Here is an 18,166-nt window from a genome sequence, read left to right on the forward strand (position 1 = left end):
CTTCTTTTGGATTGTGATCCATTGGCTCGTGCTCGATGGTCACAATGCCATCGTATCCGATGTCTTTCAAAGCGCGGAGGACAGCGCGCGCGTCTACGACACCGTCGCCGAGCGCGCACGTGTCATGTCCGCCGACGGCCAGGATGTCTTTCAGGTGGACATGCACCAGCACTTCACGCAAGTCATATGTCGCCTTGACGGCGTCGTAGCCGTGGGTGGCAAACCATCCTGTATCGTTGGCCGAGCCAATCCAAGGATAGAATGGCTTCACCTTGTCGATAACCTCCTGCGGCGTCTTCTCCGGGTGGTTTTCCAATCCGACACGAATGTTGTACTGGCTGCACAGTTCCTGTATCAGTTCGCCGTTGGCTGGATGAAATCCCTGCGCCATCACTTTCACGCCAAGGGCCTGCGCCGTCTCAAACACGCGCGTGGCGTCATCGCGAGAAACACCAGGGGTGGGGAACCCAGCTGTATACCCGACAATTTCAACCCCATACCGTTCCACAATGGAGATGGCCTGCTGAATCATGGCCGGTGTTGCGCGGAACGGGGTGAGGTGGTCAACCCACAGTTCGATGGCCTCAAAGCCCATGTCTCGAACATCCGCAATCAACGCTTCGAACTTTTCCTCAAACTGCGGTCCATGGAATGCGTCCGAAGTCGCGCTTGCGCACCGGCCCCAGTCATGATGAACTGTGTTCGCTTCGTACCCGACTTCCTGCGCCACGTAATTTGCGGTCATAAATGCCCACTGCATTGTTTCGCCTCCCATTCAATCCACATCTCCTGATTGAAACCCCTTACATCACAGCAAAAACCATGACATTCACATTTCTCTACTAATACTGAATGCTAGCGTAGTTTCGCGCAAGATGTCTCTTGCGCCAATCTGTTCATCACATCGCGAAAATAGTGTGCGAGGTCACGGCAGATGAGCTGTAGATGATCGAACGTCTCGTAGTGGATGGCGATGGCGTCGCGCACTTGTCCGGCCGTATGGATGGCGCCCAATTTGTTCATCTGATGGCAGCCGTAGAGGACGATTTGTTGAAAGAAAGCCGTGTGCAGTTCGGGCGCCAGAAACCGGAAGATGCCTTCATCATTGTGCTTGAGTTCGTCTTTCACCCATCCTTCAACCTCGAAAATCTTGCGTTGTTCGATCACGCTGAACATCTGCTCGCACTTCGTTCGTCGCGCTGCGGCGAAAGTTGCCAACGCGCGGTAGATCTCCCTGTATTTTTGCAGTTCACCGCTTGTTGTCCCTTTGTCCTGTGCGCCAAATGTGTCCGCATCGTCAACAATGTTGTGAAAACCCGGCATGGAAGCGAAGTTCAAATTCCCTAATTTAGAAATTTTCTGTGTCAACAGGTTAAACACCTTGCGCTGAATTTGCAGGTAATCGTCTTTGAAGAGCCGGGCTTCCGGCGCGAACAGAATGGAAGGGGCGGTGAGAGAATACAAATCCGTTGTGCTGGTCAGCGCCAAGAACGCTTGGGCAAAATCTTGAACATCCCCGACAAAAAAAGTGAACTGTCGTCTGAGGAGGATGGTGGACAAGTCGACATAGTGCAACATGGCGGCGAACAGGTGAATGTCGCGTTCAAAGACGAGCATCTGGCTGTCTTTGCGCGTTTTTTCAGCAAGCTCGCGCAAGGCATAGCCAAAGCCGCAGCCAAATAGCAGCACCGTGCGCATCATATGCAGCGGGAACAGGGCGGACCATTGTCGCGCTTGTTCGAGCGGATCGAACCGATTGACGTGCGTGAGCCGACCATGTTCTTTGTGCCGGCAAATGGGCTGGCCTGTTGGGGTGTGCACCACGTCGAACTTCTGCCAAATTTGTTGGTGGTTGAGCTTTGCCAGTTGCGTGGTCACATGTGTCGGCAGGTGTTGCAGGTTTTTCGCGTAGCGTTCAGTGCTGGCTTCATGTGGTATCGGTTGTGTGGTCATCGGCTGCCCATCTCCTTTTCCATGCGATCACCAATGGCAGCCATTCGTATTCCACGACGTCCTGGACGGCCATGATGTCTTTTTGTTGTACGAACCGAGCCAATCGCGCCAGCATCTGTATCAGGGATTCTCCCTCGGCTTGCAGGTCATCAAAATGGGTTTCCACCATGGACTCCAACTGGGTCACACTTTGCGCGAAACATTGATAGCCGCCAGTGTCGTATCCCATCTGCCACGCGTGGACACAGGCGGCGAGCAACTCGTGAAGGGTTTCGATGTCTTGCGCCAGATGTGCTTTCATGCCATACACCCTTTCGCAGAGTTCGCATCCCGTGTGATGATGGCGAGTGTCATGGTGTCAGTCGTTTCGAATTGAACGGTATACTGCGGGAACAAAGCCTGTAGGTGATCCGCTGTTAGTACGCGCGTGGTGTAGGCGATGTAGGGATCTTGTTGCGCTAGGTATTGCTCACTGGCGTTCACAACAAAAATGACACCGTGTTGAGAAAGTACGCTGACCAGTTGGCTGCAGACGCGCTGGAGCAGATGCGCTTCCAACACGTGCATGAGCATGCCGAACACCAGCACCACGTCAAATTGCTGCACTTGAAATGGCAGCGTATCTGGATATCCATGCGCGATGGGGATGCGTTTGCCGAGCGCCCGTTCAGCTTCTGCGAAAAGCGTGTCACAGGGTTCAATGCCAGCTAGATTTTGCGGGCGAGCGCCCATATCGATCAGCTTTTGCAGCCAGCATCCATCTCTGCAGCCCACATCCAGGATGGCTTGTTTCGTGAGCGCCTCTCCTTCGGGCAGGTGACGCATGATGGCCGCCTCGGGGAACTGCTGTGGAAAAGTGCGATAGAAGTCCATGCCAATCGCTGAGGCCGCCAACCAATCACCAAAGCGAAGCTTTTCCTCCTGGGCGGCCGCCTCGAACGCCGCTTGTTCCACCTGTGCGCGGTCGAGCAGGAACTTCTTCCAGCCCACTTTCTGATACCAGTACAGGTTTTTGGCGATGAGATCGATAGAATCGTTGATTTTCTGACTGGCTGTATTCAAAAATTCTTTGTTGGCCATCAATTCCTCTTGGGACCACAGCACGTCCTGTAGGCCACGGGTGTGTTCCTTGATGCGCGCAATGAGGCTCAGTGCAACACGCTTAGCCTCACTGTCTTGTTGGTTCATTTTGTTCACTCCCTGATTGTGAAATGTCATCTGCTGCGGTGGCGCATCGCGTGGCTTTTTCAGCAGCGGTGCGGAAATTTTGCGCCAAACTGTCGCACACCAGCGCGAGATGGTCAAACAGGGTGACCTGTAGCCAAAGGGCATCCCGGAGTCGTGCAAACGAATGGAGGGCGCCTAGCCGATTGATGCGGTGAAGTCCGTACAGGATGGGTTGTTGTAGAAACACGTGATGCACGTGCGGCTGCAAAAATCGAGCCAGCGCTCGTTTGTTTTGCGCATAAGCCGCCTGGAGGCGTTGCTGGCGCTCTGGTGAAGCAGGTTGCTTGTCATCTTCCCACACGCACACTGTTGCCGTGCTGGTTTCGGCTGCGAATTTTTTCAGTGCGCGGTAGATTTCGACATACTTTCGCAGTTCGCCGATCAGATGTTGCAAAGATTTCTGGCGTTCCTTCACGTCGATGCCCTGCTTCACGCTGGCAATCAGCCCGTGTAGCGTATGCGGCAGGTTGGCTGTGCAGTATTGGTTGATGACGTCCTGTAATTCACCACGTTGCGTTCCTTCTATGCGCGCGCCTCCAGCGGTCGCGTTGATGACCGTCAGGGCGGGCAGCGCCTGAATCAACTGTTCCAACCACTTCTTGTAGTCGACCCAAGCAGGTGTGGAAGGGATGAGCGCGCCATCATTTCCTTCCACATAGACGACGGGACCTTGCTTGATGCCTTCGATGTAATCCTGCCCTTCGTCCGTGTATTTGGCATGTCGACTGTGGGTGGTTCCATCGGCGCCGAACGCGAGATCCTGCCCGACGAAGACGATGGGGTCAGCGCCGACGTAGACCGCCAGTTCAAAGGCCAAGTGGGAGACATTGATCCCACCTGGCAGTCCCTCGCCATCAGCGAGAATGCGGTTTAACCACTGGCTGTTGGACTCCATGCTGCGAAAAATCGGGATTTTCGGGCCGGAGAAGGAGCGAAAGGTGCGCGGGTCGGCGACCGTGAGCGCGAGCAGGGCGATGGTGTCAGGATATTGGACATTTTGGAAGTGGTAGAGATAGCTGGCCGGAACGCGTTCAGCGACGATGATGGCGTCCGGGAGAATCCCGTTTTTCATCAGCGGCGCAATGGCGGATTCGCAGCAGAGGATAAGCCCTTTCCCGCCAATCTGTTTCAGCAGATGGATGTTCCGGTCGAGGGAAGGGCCGTTGGCGACAATAAATACAGGTTTGCCCTGAAACCGGTTCTTCAACGTGGGCAGGAACGGGCTCTCCGCAATCACGCCGGCATTGTCCACCATGTTGTGCAAGCCGAGCAAGGAATCATAGTGATCATTGCCACGCGCGAACGTCTGTTGCGCCAGGCGATCAAAGACATACTGATGAAGCTGGGTGTACTGTGTTTTGAAGTGCTTGGTCTCTGGCGCATATACGACGGATGGCATGGTCAAATCGTAGACATGCTCGGTCAATAAGAGCGCGGAGAAGTGTTGGGCAATGTCCACTGTGTCGCCGATAAAGAAGATGCACTTGTCGTGTTTCTGGAAGAGGGGCCGTAAATCAAACGCGTGTAACATGGCGATGAAAATGTGAATCTCCCGCTCGAAGACGACCACGACTGTATCGGAGTGAACTCGATGTAAGACTTCAGTCAGCGCATAGCCAAACCCAGCGCCATAGACAAACAGCGCGCGCAAATCCGCCAAACCTAACGGGTTGGCCCAATTTTGCGCCTGTGTGACGGGATGCGCGCTGTTGATTTGCACCCAGTGTTCGCCATCTCGATATCTGCAAAAAGGATGTCCGTCCACAGTGTGCATGATTTGGACCCGTGCCCACACATCGGCGAGATCGACCGCTTGAATCTGTGCGCGGATGTAGGCGGGGAAACACTGTAGGTTGTCGATAAACGTCTGTTGCTGATGGGCACCTTCACGCGCGCGGACAGACATTTTTGTACACCCCCCTTGCCATTCGCATTTTTAAAACGGACTGAAATTGACCAGAATATTCAGTTCACCCGAGGCAAAATCCGCTTCTGTTGCAATTCGAATCGCATCCACGCCGATCACGGTAAAGGATTGATATGCGCCAGCCTCCACCGTGAAAGCAAACGGCAGTGGCGCGCCAGCGCTTCCCCCGCGCAGAAAGTGGATGGTCACAGGCCCCTTGGAAGAACTGTGATTGAGCACATAGCCTGTGATGGCTGCGGGGAGATCGGCAAGATAAGGGACGACGACGGCGTGATTCGCCACCCACTGAGTGTCAATGTGGTTGGGAATCACTTTGATCTGACAGCACAAGGTGTCACCTCCTGGCATATGTACGCCGCCTCCTTCGTCGCGTTCCGAAGGAGGCCAGTGCAGCGCGTTACAAAGGGTTGGTGTTCAAGGTGAAGTTGAATTCACCATTGGCTCCGGCAATGGTTGTGGACGCCAATGTGACATAGCTGGCGCCGGATACGTAAAAGGACTGGTATTGCCCCCGCGGTACTGTGAGCGTTGCGAGCGCTGCGCTGGATGCTTGGGCGGAACTGGATTTGAACACCACGCTCACCGTGCTGGCCGAAGAACCGCTGTTGTGCAGAATGTAACCGGAAAGGCTCGCCAAGCCGGTTCCCTTGGTGGCGTTGAGCAGCGTTTGGGCGCCAGTTGCCGTCGTTGCCCATTGCATGTCTACCTTGTTGGGCAAGATGGTGGGCGCGACGGTGAAGTTATCGTATGCCATGTGGTTGTCCCTCCTCTCCTTAATTGACATATCACAATGTATTTTTTGCGTTTTTTTCTTGTCCCTGGCAAAGATGCAGGGTTGTCTGCGGATTATTTGCCGCGCGGGTTTGTCTATTCCAACGCCGCGATTTCACTGAAGAAGCCCCGCTGCTTGTGGCGGTTCTACGTTTATGACAAACACAAAGCGTAATAGCCGCGGCAAACCGCGTTGTCCTCACCCGTGCACTGAATCGCCAAGCGCGCTATTGATGGCACATAAATGGAAATCTGCTGTTCTCTTCCGACCGTTTGTTCCACAGTCCGACCATTGCCCAGGTGCACGATGGCGCGCATCTGGCAGGCGGATTTGTTCTCAATTTGAATCAGCGCCGCAGGCCGCAGGCGCACCGATACAAAGTACACTTGGGGTTCGTCGTTGCACAGCTGAAAGATACGGCCGTTGATCTTTTTGATCTTCGGCGCCCGCCGTTTGGGGCTGCATTTGGCTTTTTTCACGCCCGTCGTCACACGGACCGTTGTCACCTGGTTATTCAGGACCACTACTTTTGAATTGTTTTTGTTCATTGATATCCCGTCCCACTGCCGAATGCGTCATTCTGTCGTCATATGGTATTGGCGCAGATGTCCGAAAGTACCGGGCGTTTTTCCCAGGAATGAAAAATGGTTGATGCGCCCAAGGGCACTTGACCTCGTCACCCATGCTTCTAATCCATACTGTGAGGATAAATAAAAGCGCTGTGGAGGTGAGGGTGCGTTGGGCTGTTCACAGGGGGGAACGGCTTGTTGTGGATTGCGTAGAGAGATTGTGCAGGATTGTTTGGAATTCAAATGGCTGGCATCTGGTTCGACGCCGCAAACCATCTATCATGCGACTGAAATCGTTTCGGCGTCTGGAACCCTGCAGGCAACCAGCAACACCGTCGGGATGACGCATGTGACTGTCGCGTTTTCCATTGGCAGCACAGCGGTCACAAGTTTCAACTTGGGCAACAAAGAGAGTACGGCATTTACCGTTGTCGGCTTCGACACCATCACCTTGACAGGCCACGCGCCATCACAAGCTGAAAGCGCCACAGGCACGCTTTGTATGACACCGCGGTATGAACTGTTTTGAAAGGGTAGGATCAACCATGCGAGGAAGTCACATCCCGGCGATTAGAGGAGGTCAGCCTGTCCGCAGCAGCATGTTGCCCTATGGTCGCCAGTGGATCGACCGCGATGACTGCGAGGCGGTCATGCAGGTGTTGCGCAGCGACTTTCTCACCACTGGTCCGGCCATTGCGCAATTTGAAGCCAAAGTTGCGAGTTACGTAGGCGCGAAATATGCGGTGGCATTCAGCAGTGGCACTGCCGCGCTGCACGCGGCTTGTCATGCTGCAGGCATCGGCGCTGGCGATGAGGTCATTACTTCGCCATTCACGTTTGTGGCCACGGCGAATGCCGTGCTGTACACAGGCGCGCGCCCTGTGTTCGCGGATATCGACATCAACACGTACAATATCGACCCGCTCTGTATTCAGCATTTGATCACGCCGCACACCAAAGCGCTCCTGCCAGTGGACTACGCTGGCCGCCCTGTCGATCACGACGAAATTGCGAGCATCGCCAAAAAAAATGGGCTGTTGGTGATCGAAGACGCGGCACATGCGCTTGGGGCCTCGTATCAAGGAAAGCGCGTGGGCACCTTGGCGGATATGACCATGTTCAGTTTTCACCCAGTCAAGGCGGTCACCACGGGGGAGGGGGGTGTCGTCACCACCGATGAGGCGTATCTTTGTGAGCGGCTGCGGCAATTTCGCTCCCATGGCGTGACGCGGGATCCCGCAAAATGTGAGCACTACGAGGGTGCATGGTATTACGAGATGCAGTATCTAGGCGTAAACGCCCGGATGACGGATATCCAGGCTGCGTTGGGGAACAGCCAAATGGCCAAATTGGACGCTTTTCTCAGGCGCAGGCGTGAGATTGTCCGCCAGTATCAGATTGCGTTTGCTAGGGTGGATGGGCTGATCACGCCGCCCGCTGACGACGACGCGCACGCGGGTTGGCATCTGTACGCCATCCGCGTGGCGCCAGAGCGGCTGAAGGTCGGGCGCAAGGAGATTTACGACGCGCTGCGGGCGGAAAACATCGGTGTGAACGTGCACTACATCCCGGTGTACAAACATCCCTATTATCGACAACTGGGTTATTCTGCCGGACTGTGTCCGGTCGCAGAGCAGTGCTACGACACAGTCATCACGCTGCCTCTGTTTCCCGCAATGAGCAACCAAGACGCCGAAGACGTCATCGAAGCGGTGCGCAAAGTGTTTAATTACTATGTGCAGCATGGGCATTGCCGTGATTCATTGTCATGAATTTCAGAGGGAGAAGAGATGGGATGAATGCCACCGCCATCATTCAGGCGCGCATGGGTTCGACACGCCTGCCTGGGAAAGTGTTGTTGCCGCTGTTCGACAAGACGGTGCTTGGCCAGGTCATCTGCAGGCTGCAAGCCAGTGAGATGCTGCAAGCGGTGATGGTGGCGACGACTGTTTGCGCCGAGGATGACAAGATTGTGGCGGATGCGCGTCAGTACGGTGTAGGCGTGTATCGCGGCAGTGAGGAGGATGTCTTGCGGCGATTCTATGAAGCCTCGCTGCAGACGGACAGTGATTGGATCGTGCGCATCACCGCCGATTGTCCACTGATGGACGGCAAATTGGTGGACGCCATGTTGCGTGATGTATCGCAACGGCTCGATCCGCTGGATTATTTGAGCAACACCTTGCTACGGACTTTCCCGCGCGGGTTGGACGTGGAAATCATCGCCAAGCGTGCGCTCCACGCCGCACACGCATGCGCAGAACTGCGTGTGGAGCGCGAGCATGTCACGCCCTTTATTTATCGCCATCCGGAGCGCTACCGCCTTGCGATCTATGCCCAGGAGGTGGACCATTCACACCATCGTTGGACGCTGGACACCAAGGAGGACTGGCTGCTGATACAGGCCATCTATCAGCACCTGTATGGCAAAAATCCGCTTTTTTCTTGGCAGGATGCGCTTCAATTTGTGGAACAGCACCCGGAGATCGCCTCGCTCAATCGCGAGGTGCGACAAAAGGAGATTGATCTAGCAGACATGGGAGGGGCAGCGCATGCGGAACCAAGCTGAAAGAATTGTGGCTGTGGAGGCAAAACACCGTGTCCTGTTTTTTTGCAGCGTTTCTTCCGCCATCGGCATTGGGCATCTCAAGCGCTGTTTGGCGTTGGCCGACGCTTTACATACCGTCCATCGCGTCCACTGTGAATTCCTGCTCTCTGTATCCGAGGCGCAGTTGTGGGCGCTTGCGCTCATTCCGCCTGTGTTTGGCGTGCAGTCGTGGGCGCTTGCCACAGACGACGAGCGAGGCGCGGCGGCACTTGCTACATATTTCCGGGAATCGGCCCGTGACATCTTGGTGCTCGACATTTACGCATTGACCACCCCATTTCTCGCCACGCTCTGTGATGCGGGTGTGCCGGTGGTCGTGATCGACGACTTTGCTGGGGTGCAGTCTTACCCGTGCGCGGCCATCGTCAATCACCATCTGCACGCACCGCGGCTGGCTTATGCCGCACCGTCGGACACAAGATGTCTGTTTGGGCCGCACTATGCGCTTGTCGGCGTCGGGTTTCTACAACATCGCCGTCGACCAGACAAAGCTGAGCCCGATGTGGCCACGCGCTTGCTCGTCACGATGGGCGGCGCGGATCCAAACGGTGCGACGGCGCGCATTTTGGCTGCGCTGCGTCGCATGGCCGCATCTGTTCGCCGACGTCTCCATGTCCAGGTCATCCTTGGGCCGGGCTACCGTGGCCAAAATGTGCTGCAAAACGCAGTGTTTGCCCGTTGCGACGTCATTCGCCATGCGCCGCAGATGGCAAAGTTGATGGGTCAGGCCGACGTTGTCATTTCAGCTGGTGGCGGCACGTTGTTGGAATTGGCGTGCGTGGGGACGCCAAGCCTGGTGTTGGCCATCACGCGCGGACAGGAGATGATTGGCGCGGATTGGGAGGCGCAAGGTGGCATGCGTTATCTTGGCGCTTGGGATGCAGTGGACGATTTCAGCATCGCATCGAGCACGGAAGAAGTGCTCATGAATCGGGATGAGCGCCTTCGCTTGCGTGAACGCGCGCAGTGGTTGGTTGACGGCAGAGGCGCAATGCGGGTGGCAGATTTCATTTGGCAGGAGATGATGAAGGGCGATGAATGAACATAAAGCAGAGAGCATGCGGCGCGCGACGGCGCTGGCGGAATCTGTGCGCATCGGCCAGCGCGAGGTTGGGCCTGGTCAGCCGTGTTATATCGTGGCGGAAGCGGGATCGAACCACAATCAAAGCTTGGAGATGGCGAAGGAACTCATCGACGTGGCTGCAGAGGCGGGGTGTGACGCGGTGAAATTTCAGACGTTTTCCGCCGCGACGCTGTATTCCAAAAGGACGCCGCGGTTTTCCTATTTGGGCGACGCCGACGTGTACCAATTGATTGAAGCAAACGAACTGCCTCGCGCGTGGCAGGCCGAACTGTTCGCACACGCACAGCGGCGCGCCATCACATTTCTCTGTTCGCCGTTTGATATACAAGCGGTCGACGAATTGGACGAAATCGGTGTACTGGCGTATAAAATCGCATCGTTCGAATTGGTCGATCACGCTTTTCTCCAGTACATCGCGGCGAAGGGCAAGCCGATGCTGCTGTCGACCGGCATGGCGAATCTGGGCGACATCGAAGAGGCGGTGGCCGCCATCCTGGCGACGGGAAACCGTGAAGTCGCCTTGCTGCATTGCAATTCTGTCTATCCCACGCCGATGGCGTCTGTCAATCTGCGGGCGATGGAGACCATGCGGCAGGCATTTCGCTGCGCCGTCGGGTTTTCCGATCACACCGTCGGCACGACCATCTCAGTCGCCGCAGCGGCTTTGGGGGCAAACGTCATTGAAAAACACTTCACGTTAAGTCGCAGGCTGCCTGGGCCGGATCACGGTCCGTTCGCGTTGGAACCGGACGAATTGCAAGCGCTGGTGCAGCAGATTCGTTGGACGGCCGCTGCGCTGGGCAACGGCATCAAGACATGCACGCCAGATGAGATGGAATTCGCGCGCAAAGGCCGGCGCAGCATCGTGGCGGCGATGGACATTCCAGCAGGCGCCGTCCTCACAGCGGAGATGTTGGTCGTCAAACGGCCAGGGTTGGGGATCCCGCCAAAATTCATGGCGTTGCTCATGGGTCGCCGAGTTCGCGTCGACATCGCCGCTGACGAACCTGTGACGTGGGCGCACATCGGGTGAAGGCGCCATGACCGCCATCCACTTGCGGCCTGTGAACTGGGCCGACCGCCATCACTTGCGCATGTGGCGCAATGATCCGGTGACGCGCGCCAATTCGCTTTCCCATGATGTGGTTTCCCAGCAGGAACATGAAGCGTGGCTGGCCGCCAGTTTGGCAATGCCCAATCGCAAGCTCGTGATGATTGAGCGCGCGTCCACCCCTGTGGGGGTGTTGCGCTTTGACGCGGCTGGCCATGGCAAAATCGAGGTGAGTATCAACATCGCGCCGACCGCGCGGGGGCAGGGCGTAGGCCGACGCGCCCTCGCGCGCTGTACATCGCTGGCGCTGCAGTACTGGCCAGAGGCGGCGGAGTTGTTTGCCAGGATTCTGCCCGGCAATGACGCCTCACTGCGGGCGTTTCAGCGAGCGGGGTTTGTCGGTGACAAGGGCGCCGACCGCGCGTGTGATGAGCAGTGCGACGCTGCGCCTTATGTGGTGTTGAGACTGCGGTTATGAAGGGAGCAAAAGAGGTAACGCCACATCACACAAAGGGCAAATGAGGCCCATAGGGAGTGGAATTGCGTGTCTGCCGTCTACGGCAAACTTGGGGTTCGGCACCGGGCAGAAGCGGTGCGTGTGGCCAGAAAGCGTGGATTCGTCTAAAAAGCATATCCACGCAATTATTGACCGTTCGTTCTAAAATGCGTATACTCCTATCAAAAGGAAGTGAAACCATGGCTCGCACAAAAGCGTTTGACGTCGATACAGCGTTGCGCCAAGCGATGGATTTGTTTTGGCAACAGGGGTACGAGAAGACGTCCATGCAGAACCTGTTAGATCACATGGGCATTCACCGCAAAAGTCTCTACGATACGTTTGGGGACAAATACGCGCTTTTTATGCAGGCATTTGATAGATATCAAGAAATGCGCACAGGTGAAATAGAGCGGCGTGTGAATGCTCAGACATCCGTGAAAGCAGCCATTCGATGTCGCTTCGACATGCTGATTTATCGTGAGGAACTGCCATCCCAAGGTTGTTTCATTATCAATACAGCGGTTGAATTGGCCGTTCATGATGAGCAGATTGCCCAGAAGGTCAAAGACCATTTCAAACAAACAGAGCAACGATTTTATCGGCAGATTTTGCAAGGCCAGCAGTTAGGAGAGTTCTCTGCAGCGCTAGATGCGCTACAAATCGCACAATATCTGACAAATGCGAGCGTAGGGCTGCGTGTGATGGTGAAAATCACAGATGACGTGAAAAAATTGGAGCGGATTGTGGATACAACGCTAAAGGTATTGGAAGAATAGATTTTTTTCGGTCATTTTAGAACGATTGGTCAAAAATGAGTTGAGTTCGCACAGTCTTATCCGTCTATGTGATTTGATTCAGCAATGAGAAAGGGAGATACAAATGTCGACAAATCTAGCGTTGGATAAGACTGTCGCGCGTGAGGACACACCTGTCGTCCATGAGCGCGCAATTGTCTGGTTGTTAGGATTGACGGTGATAATCGTCATCATGAATACGTCAATGTTCAACTTGGCGTTACCCGAAGTCGCCACACAGTTCTCCTTAAATCCTTCGGTCGCGTCCTGGGTTGTGACTGGTTATTCGATTGTTTTTGCCCTGTCGTCGATTACTTACAGTCGCTTATCCGATTTTGTCCCCATTCGCACATTGATGACGATTGCAGGTCTGTCGCTTGGCGGGGCGTCTATCATGGGGATTTTCAGCGATAATTTTGGCGTGCTGCTTGGGGCAAGGTTGATTCAAGCGACCGGGGCTGGTGCAATCATGTCGCTCAGCTATGTCTTTTTGAGTCGATATATTCCCCAGTCGCGTCGAGGTCGGGCGATGGCGATGATTTCATCGGCTGCCTCGCTTGGGCTAGGACTCGGTCCAGTGGTGGGCGGGGCCATCGTTCAGTACTTGGGCTGGCATGTTTTATTTGTGGTGACTGCAGTTACCCTTTTGCTGGTTCCTTTTTTGCGGCGTTGGATGCCAAACGAATCTGTTCTACGTGGGTCATTTGATGCATTGGGCGCCTCGTTCATTGGTATCGGTGTGTCCTCGTTGCTGTTGTGCCTGACGGATAAAAACGTGTGGTTGCTCCTTGGCGGAATACTCGCTATCGCGTTATTCATCTTGCGAATTCGGCGAACAGCCAGTCCGTTTGTACTTCCAAAATTATTTGGCGACAGGCAGTATCTACTGCTTGCTTCTATCGGTATTGGCACTTATATGGTCAGTTTCACGTTCTTGTTTATCTCCATGTTGGCGCTCGCGCTTTGTGCGACCCACTTTGATTGGGCCGTTCTCGCATTTTATATTTTGACCAGCATCAGCTTCACAGCGGCCACGAGCGCAGTATCGAACGAGATGTCGCGTCAGTTGTCCAAAGTCCTGCTCGCATCGGGCATGGGCCTTTTTCAGATGATGCAATTTTTTAGCGGCGCACTCGGTGTGACGCTTTCGGGCAGCGCGCTTGTGTGGCAGAGAACTTTACCTGCGAACCATGCTTTTGACAACATCTTGTGGGGAATGGTCGCGCTTTGTATTTTGACCATTATCAGTTCCGTGGTTTACTGCTGGCTGCGTGAGCGCAATGTCAATTTATCGCAGTTGCCAATTGACCTTTATCCACAGGAGGATGGAAATCACGAACAAATATAAGCGGACAGTTATCGTTTAGAATTGTAATTTATCTGTGAGAATGGTGTCTTGATGTCGCTATGGTGGCAGTCTGCATGGTCACACATTTCAATCGTGCCCATATAGGCGTTTATCCATGCCACGGGGCAAAAGCCCGCATACTACTAGGGCAATGACTCAATATTCTCACGGAGGTGGAAGCACGTGCAGAGGCAAAAGCCAAAACAGAAGCGAAAGACATTCCAAAGAAATGCTGTGCAATCGTCAACACAGGTGACTCCCCCTTGGGGACAAATAGAAGAAGTTATCATTGAAGAAGAGGACGCGCTAGAAGGGTCGGTCATACCGTTTGAAGACATTATACGTCAAGGCAAAGATGCGCAAGAAAAATTGATAATTTACACGGATGACCTAAGTGATGAGTTGATCACGACCGAAAAAATTGCTGACCGGGCAGTTGACGAAACAAAGATCAAAACGGACAGCATCAGCACCAATTTATTGCGGGATTATGCCGTAGAATCATCAAAGCTTGCCAATGCGAGTGTCACGGCAGGCAAGATTGCCAAGGGCGCGATCAAACAATCCCATATCGCCGATGGCATTATCAATGGGGATAAGTTGCAAAACAATACCATACCTGGGGAAAAACTGATGAATCAGTCCATTACCTCAGAAAAATTGGCGGATAAAACCATTGATGCGATGAAAATCGCAGAGAATTCCATCGAGACAAAGCATCTTCGCGAGCAGTCCATCACCTCCGAACTGATTCAAGCGCAAGCCGTCACAGCCAATAAAATTAAAAGCGGCGCAGTTCAGTCAGTCCATTTGGCCAACGCTTCAGTGGATACCGCCAAACTCGCGGAAAGGTCTGTTGCTGAATCCAAAATCAAGGATCACGCAGTGACCCAAAGCAAAATTGCCAATGACGCGATTGGCTCCAGGCAACTACAGAAAAACGCGGTACGAGAGCAACATCTTCAGGAAGGAAGCGTGCAAACCCGGCATCTCATCGATGGCGCAGTGACCACAGGTAAATTGGCGCCTATGGCAGTGAAGGAACAGGCGATAGCAAATGGCGCCATCGGCACGGAAAAACTTGGGGAGCAAAGCGTGACGTCAGCCAAACTCGCAGTCGATGCCGTCAAAGGGCACCACGTCGCAGCAAAATCCATCACTGGTCGACATATTGAAGAAGCGACCATCGATACGCCGCAGGTGAAAGACGGAGCCATCACGACAGCGAAACTGGCACAACAGTCAGTCCATGCGCAGAACATCGCCAAAAGAGCAATTGAATCACAGCACATCAGCAAACAGTCGATTCACGGCGAGCATATTGGAAATAACACAGTGAACTCCAGACATCTCACAGATCATCTCATCACGACATCGAAATTGTCGGCTGAATCCGTTTCAACGGAGAAAATTATCAACTTCTCCGTGACCACTGACAAGTTGAGCGACCAAAGTGTAACTTCGCAAAAAATCATGACTCGCGCCATCTCGTCTGAACATCTTGCCGACGCTTCCGTACAAGAACAACATCTGGCACGGGGCGCCGTGAACGCAGACGCGCTGGCGGAAGGGGCCGTGCAGTCTAAGCATCTAGATGATGGCGTGATCGCAAGCAGGTTGTTGCAAGATGGGGCAGTCACGGCAGATAAGTTGGCCCAAGGCGCAGTGACGGCGGATCATCTCGCGTCAGATGTGGCATATATGCTGGAGCCGAAAGAGATTTTAGGCGACCAATTGCATGAAGGCATCATTGAGACACCGCATTTGCAAGAGGGCGCAGTGACAAGCGAGAAGTTGGCGGATGACAGTGTAAATGAAAACAAAATCGAAGCTTTCGCGATACAATCCAGGCATCTTGCAGATGGGGCAGTGGGTGCGGATGCGTTGGCGGAAGGAGCAGTCTCGTCCAGGCATCTGGGTGAAATTGCGATTACGAGTAAGATGTTGCTGAACGGTTCGGTAACCGCAGATAAGTTGGCCCAGGGCGCAGTGACGTCGGATCATCTCGCAGCAGACGTGGCTGAGCTGCTCGAACCGCAGGAAATATCGAGTGAGCAGTTGCGTGAAGGGATCATTGAGACAGCGCACCTGCAAGATGGCGCAGTGACAAGTGAGAAAATTGCGGACGGCAGTGTAAACGAGAGCAAAATCGAAGCTTTTGCGATTCAGGCAAAGCACCTCGCAGATGGCGCAGTAGGCTCGGATGCATTGGCGGATGTCAGTGTGAATGGCAGCAAAATTGAGGCTTTTGCGATACAGTCCAGGCACCTGGCCGAAGGATCAGTGGGTGCAGACGCGCTGGCGGAAGGCGTAGTGCAGTCCCGGCATCTGGGTGAAGGTGTCATCGCGAGCGAGATGCTGCAAGATGGCGTGGTCACGACGGAGAAGTTGGCCCAAAACGCGGTGACAAAGGAACATCTGGCAGCGGAAGTGGCAGAGCTGTTGGAGCCGAAGGAGATCACGGGCGACCAACTGCATGAATGCATCATTGGCAGCGGGCATTTGCAAGATGGCGCAGTGACAAGTGAGAAGCTGGCGGACGGCAGTGTAAATGAGAGCAAAATCGAGGCTTTTGCCATCCAGCCATGGCATCTTGCCGAAGGCGCAATTGGCGCATACGCGCTAGCGGAAGGGGTAGTCCAGTCCCGGCATCTGGGTGAAGGTGTCATCGCGAGCGAGATGCTACAAGATGGCGTGGTCACGACGGAGAAGTTGGCCCAGAACGCGGTGACAAAGGAACATCTGGCAGCGGAAGTGGCAGAGCTGTTGGAGCCGAAAGAGATCACGGGTGACCAACTGCATGAATGCATCATTGGCAGCGGGCATCTGCAAGCTGGAGTAGTGACGAGCGAGAAACTGGCGGACGGCGCGGTATGCGCAGACGCGCTGGCAGAAGGGGTAGTCCAGTCCAGGCACCTGAGTGAGCGTGTCATTGCAAGCGAGATGCTACAAGATGGCGTGGTCACGACGGAGAAGTTGGCCCAGAACGCGGTGACAAAGGAACATCTGGCAGCGGAAGTGGCAGAACTGTTGGAGCCGAAAGAGATCACGGGTGACCAACTGCATGAAGGCATCATTGGCAGCGGGCATTTGCAAGATGGAGCAGTGACGAGCGAGAAACTGGCGGACGGAGCCGTAGGGTCCCGGCATCTGGGTGAAGGTGTCATTGCGAGCGAGATGCTGCAAGCTGGCGTGGTAACGACAGAGAAATTGGCGCAGAATGCTGTGACGAAGGAACATCTCGCGGAAGACGTGGCAGAACTGTTGAAGCCCAAAGAGATCACGGGCGACCAACTGCAAGAAGGGATCATCGGCACCGGGCACCTGCAAGACGGCGTAGTGACGACAGAGAAATTGGCGCAGAATGCTGTGACGAAGGAACATCTCGCGGAAGACGTGGCAGAACTGTTGAAGCCCAAAGAGATAACGGGCGACCAACTGCGTGAAGGGATCATCGGCATCGGGCACCTGCAAGACGGCGTGGTAACGACAGAGAAATTGGCGCAGAATGCTGTGACGAAGGAACATCTCGCGGAAGACGTGGCAGAACTGTTGGAACCCAGAGAGATAACGGGCGACCAACTGCGTGAAGGGATCATCGGTATCGGGCACCTGCAAGACGGCGTGGTAACCACAGAGAAATTGGCCTTGAACACAGTGACGAAGGAACATCTGGCAGCGGAAGTGGCAGAACTGTTGGAACCAAAGGAGATAACGGGCGACCAACTGCGTGAAGGGATCATCGGCACGGGTCATCTGCAAGATGGCATAGTGACGAGCGAGAAACTGGCGGACGGCGCGGTAGGCGCAGACGCGTTAGCTGATGGAGCTGTAGAATCCAGGCATCTGGGTGAAAGTGTCATTGCGGGCGAAATGCTGCAAGATGGCGCAGTGACAAGCGAGAAGCTGGCGCTGAACGTTGTGCGCACCACTGCTGCAAAAGCTGACTGTCTGCAACAGTTCGGCATGGCGCCCTTTATGTTTAAGGATGAAGAGGAATTCGTAAATCTGACGATCACGCTGGATGAATCGTTTTCCAATATCAACTTTGTAGTTGTCGCGACCACCAGTCATCCTGATTGTTACGCCGCATTGACAGCGCAAACAGAGAATACCTTCACATTGACAATTGTACGCCGAAAAAGTGTGTTTGATTTGAGTGCTTGGGTCAATTGGATAGCGATTGGACAATAAAGTTTAGATGACAGATTCAACTGGATGAAGACGGTATTCTTCAAAATCAAGTGACAAAAGGGCCAGATAAGTGGCCCTTTTGTCATGATATTGTTTAGAATGGATACAATGCCATGCGTATCCATTGGCACCTTTGCGGA

Annotated in this window: 17 protein-coding genes; 9 read left to right on the forward strand and 8 right to left on the reverse strand. The window is 54.3% G+C overall.

The window, feature by feature from the left end; genetic code table 11:
- The 8 genes from ACFSB2_RS03540 to ACFSB2_RS03575 all read right to left on the reverse strand — a co-directional run.
- Positions 1–760, reverse strand: a 760-nt coding sequence (locus ACFSB2_RS03540; protein WP_377941311.1) for a sugar phosphate isomerase/epimerase family protein, incomplete at its 3' end; no start/stop codon positions are given.
- Positions 761–855: 95 nt separating this feature from the next.
- Positions 856–1,953: a hypothetical protein gene (locus ACFSB2_RS03545; protein ID WP_377941313.1), complete on the reverse strand. Its 1,098-nt coding sequence runs from the start codon at positions 1,951–1,953 to the stop codon at positions 856–858.
- On the reverse strand, positions 1,928–2,254 hold the full coding sequence (locus ACFSB2_RS03550) for a hypothetical protein (RefSeq protein WP_377941316.1): 327 nt from the start codon (positions 2,252–2,254) through the stop codon (positions 1,928–1,930). Before ACFSB2_RS03550 ends, ACFSB2_RS03545 begins: the two co-directional genes overlap by 26 nt.
- Entirely contained in the window at positions 2,251–3,141 is an 891-nt protein-coding gene (locus tag ACFSB2_RS03555; protein ID WP_377941318.1) for a class I SAM-dependent methyltransferase, read from the reverse strand. Before ACFSB2_RS03555 ends, ACFSB2_RS03550 begins: the two co-directional genes overlap by 4 nt.
- Entirely contained in the window at positions 3,122–5,086 is a 1,965-nt protein-coding gene (locus ACFSB2_RS03560; protein WP_377941321.1) for a motility associated factor glycosyltransferase family protein, read from the reverse strand. The genes ACFSB2_RS03555 and ACFSB2_RS03560 overlap by 20 nt, the downstream gene beginning before the upstream one ends.
- Positions 5,087–5,116: 30 nt before the next feature.
- Positions 5,117–5,455 (reverse strand): S-Ena type endospore appendage, encoded by a 339-nt coding sequence (locus tag ACFSB2_RS03565; protein ID WP_377941323.1) that lies wholly within the window; start codon positions 5,453–5,455, stop codon positions 5,117–5,119.
- Positions 5,456–5,504: 49 nt separating this feature from the next.
- Positions 5,505–5,861 carry a hypothetical protein gene (locus ACFSB2_RS03570; RefSeq protein ID WP_377941326.1) on the reverse strand — a complete coding sequence of 119 codons (357 nt, stop codon included), beginning with the start codon at positions 5,859–5,861 and terminating at the stop codon, positions 5,505–5,507.
- Positions 5,862–6,031: 170 nt separating this feature from the next.
- Complete coding sequence (locus ACFSB2_RS03575; protein WP_377941329.1) at positions 6,032–6,427, reverse strand: hypothetical protein; 396 nt, start codon at positions 6,425–6,427, stop codon at positions 6,032–6,034.
- 190 nt (positions 6,428–6,617) lie between these two features.
- Here ACFSB2_RS03575 and ACFSB2_RS03580 point away from each other — a divergent pair, with 190 nt between their 5' ends.
- The 9 genes from ACFSB2_RS03580 (at position 6,618) to ACFSB2_RS03620 (ending at position 18,026) form a co-directional block, all read left to right on the forward strand.
- Positions 6,618–6,977 carry an S-Ena type endospore appendage gene (locus ACFSB2_RS03580; protein WP_377941331.1) on the forward strand — a complete coding sequence of 120 codons (360 nt, stop codon included), beginning with the start codon at positions 6,618–6,620 and terminating at the stop codon, positions 6,975–6,977.
- A 16-nt stretch (positions 6,978–6,993) separates the two neighbouring features.
- A complete protein-coding gene (pseC, locus tag ACFSB2_RS03585; protein ID WP_377941333.1) occupies positions 6,994–8,220 on the forward strand; it encodes a UDP-4-amino-4,6-dideoxy-N-acetyl-beta-L-altrosamine transaminase in 1,227 nt (408 codons plus the stop codon).
- Between the two features lie 23 nt (positions 8,221–8,243).
- Complete coding sequence (locus ACFSB2_RS03590) at positions 8,244–9,017, forward strand: cytidylyltransferase domain-containing protein (protein ID WP_377941334.1); 774 nt, start codon at positions 8,244–8,246, stop codon at positions 9,015–9,017.
- Entirely contained in the window at positions 9,001–10,098 is a 1,098-nt protein-coding gene (pseG, locus tag ACFSB2_RS03595; protein WP_377941336.1) for a UDP-2,4-diacetamido-2,4,6-trideoxy-beta-L-altropyranose hydrolase, read from the forward strand. Before ACFSB2_RS03590 ends, pseG begins: the two co-directional genes overlap by 17 nt.
- Positions 10,091–11,173, forward strand: coding sequence for an N-acetylneuraminate synthase family protein (locus ACFSB2_RS03600; RefSeq protein ID WP_377941337.1), 1,083 nt, complete (start codon positions 10,091–10,093; stop codon positions 11,171–11,173). The genes pseG and ACFSB2_RS03600 overlap by 8 nt, the downstream gene beginning before the upstream one ends.
- 7 nt (positions 11,174–11,180) lie before the next feature.
- Positions 11,181–11,669, forward strand: coding sequence for a GNAT family N-acetyltransferase (locus tag ACFSB2_RS03605; protein WP_377941338.1), 489 nt, complete (start codon positions 11,181–11,183; stop codon positions 11,667–11,669).
- A 218-nt stretch (positions 11,670–11,887) separates the two neighbouring features.
- The gene (locus ACFSB2_RS03610; protein WP_377941340.1) at positions 11,888–12,466 is read left to right on the forward strand and encodes a TetR/AcrR family transcriptional regulator; all 579 of its coding nucleotides are present in this window, start codon (positions 11,888–11,890) and stop codon (positions 12,464–12,466) included.
- Positions 12,467–12,569: 103 nt separating this feature from the next.
- The gene (locus tag ACFSB2_RS03615) at positions 12,570–13,832 is read left to right on the forward strand and encodes an MFS transporter (protein WP_377941341.1); all 1,263 of its coding nucleotides are present in this window, start codon (positions 12,570–12,572) and stop codon (positions 13,830–13,832) included.
- Between the two features lie 183 nt (positions 13,833–14,015).
- Positions 14,016–18,026: a WIAG-tail domain gene (locus ACFSB2_RS03620; RefSeq protein ID WP_377941342.1), complete on the forward strand. Its 4,011-nt coding sequence runs from the start codon at positions 14,016–14,018 to the stop codon at positions 18,024–18,026.
- Positions 18,027–18,166 lie beyond the last annotated feature (140 nt).

Origin of the sequence: Alicyclobacillus fodiniaquatilis (genome assembly GCF_042678105.1) — a bacterium.
In the GTDB taxonomy this organism is placed as follows: Bacteria; Bacillota; Bacilli; order Alicyclobacillales; family Alicyclobacillaceae; genus Alicyclobacillus; species Alicyclobacillus fodiniaquatilis.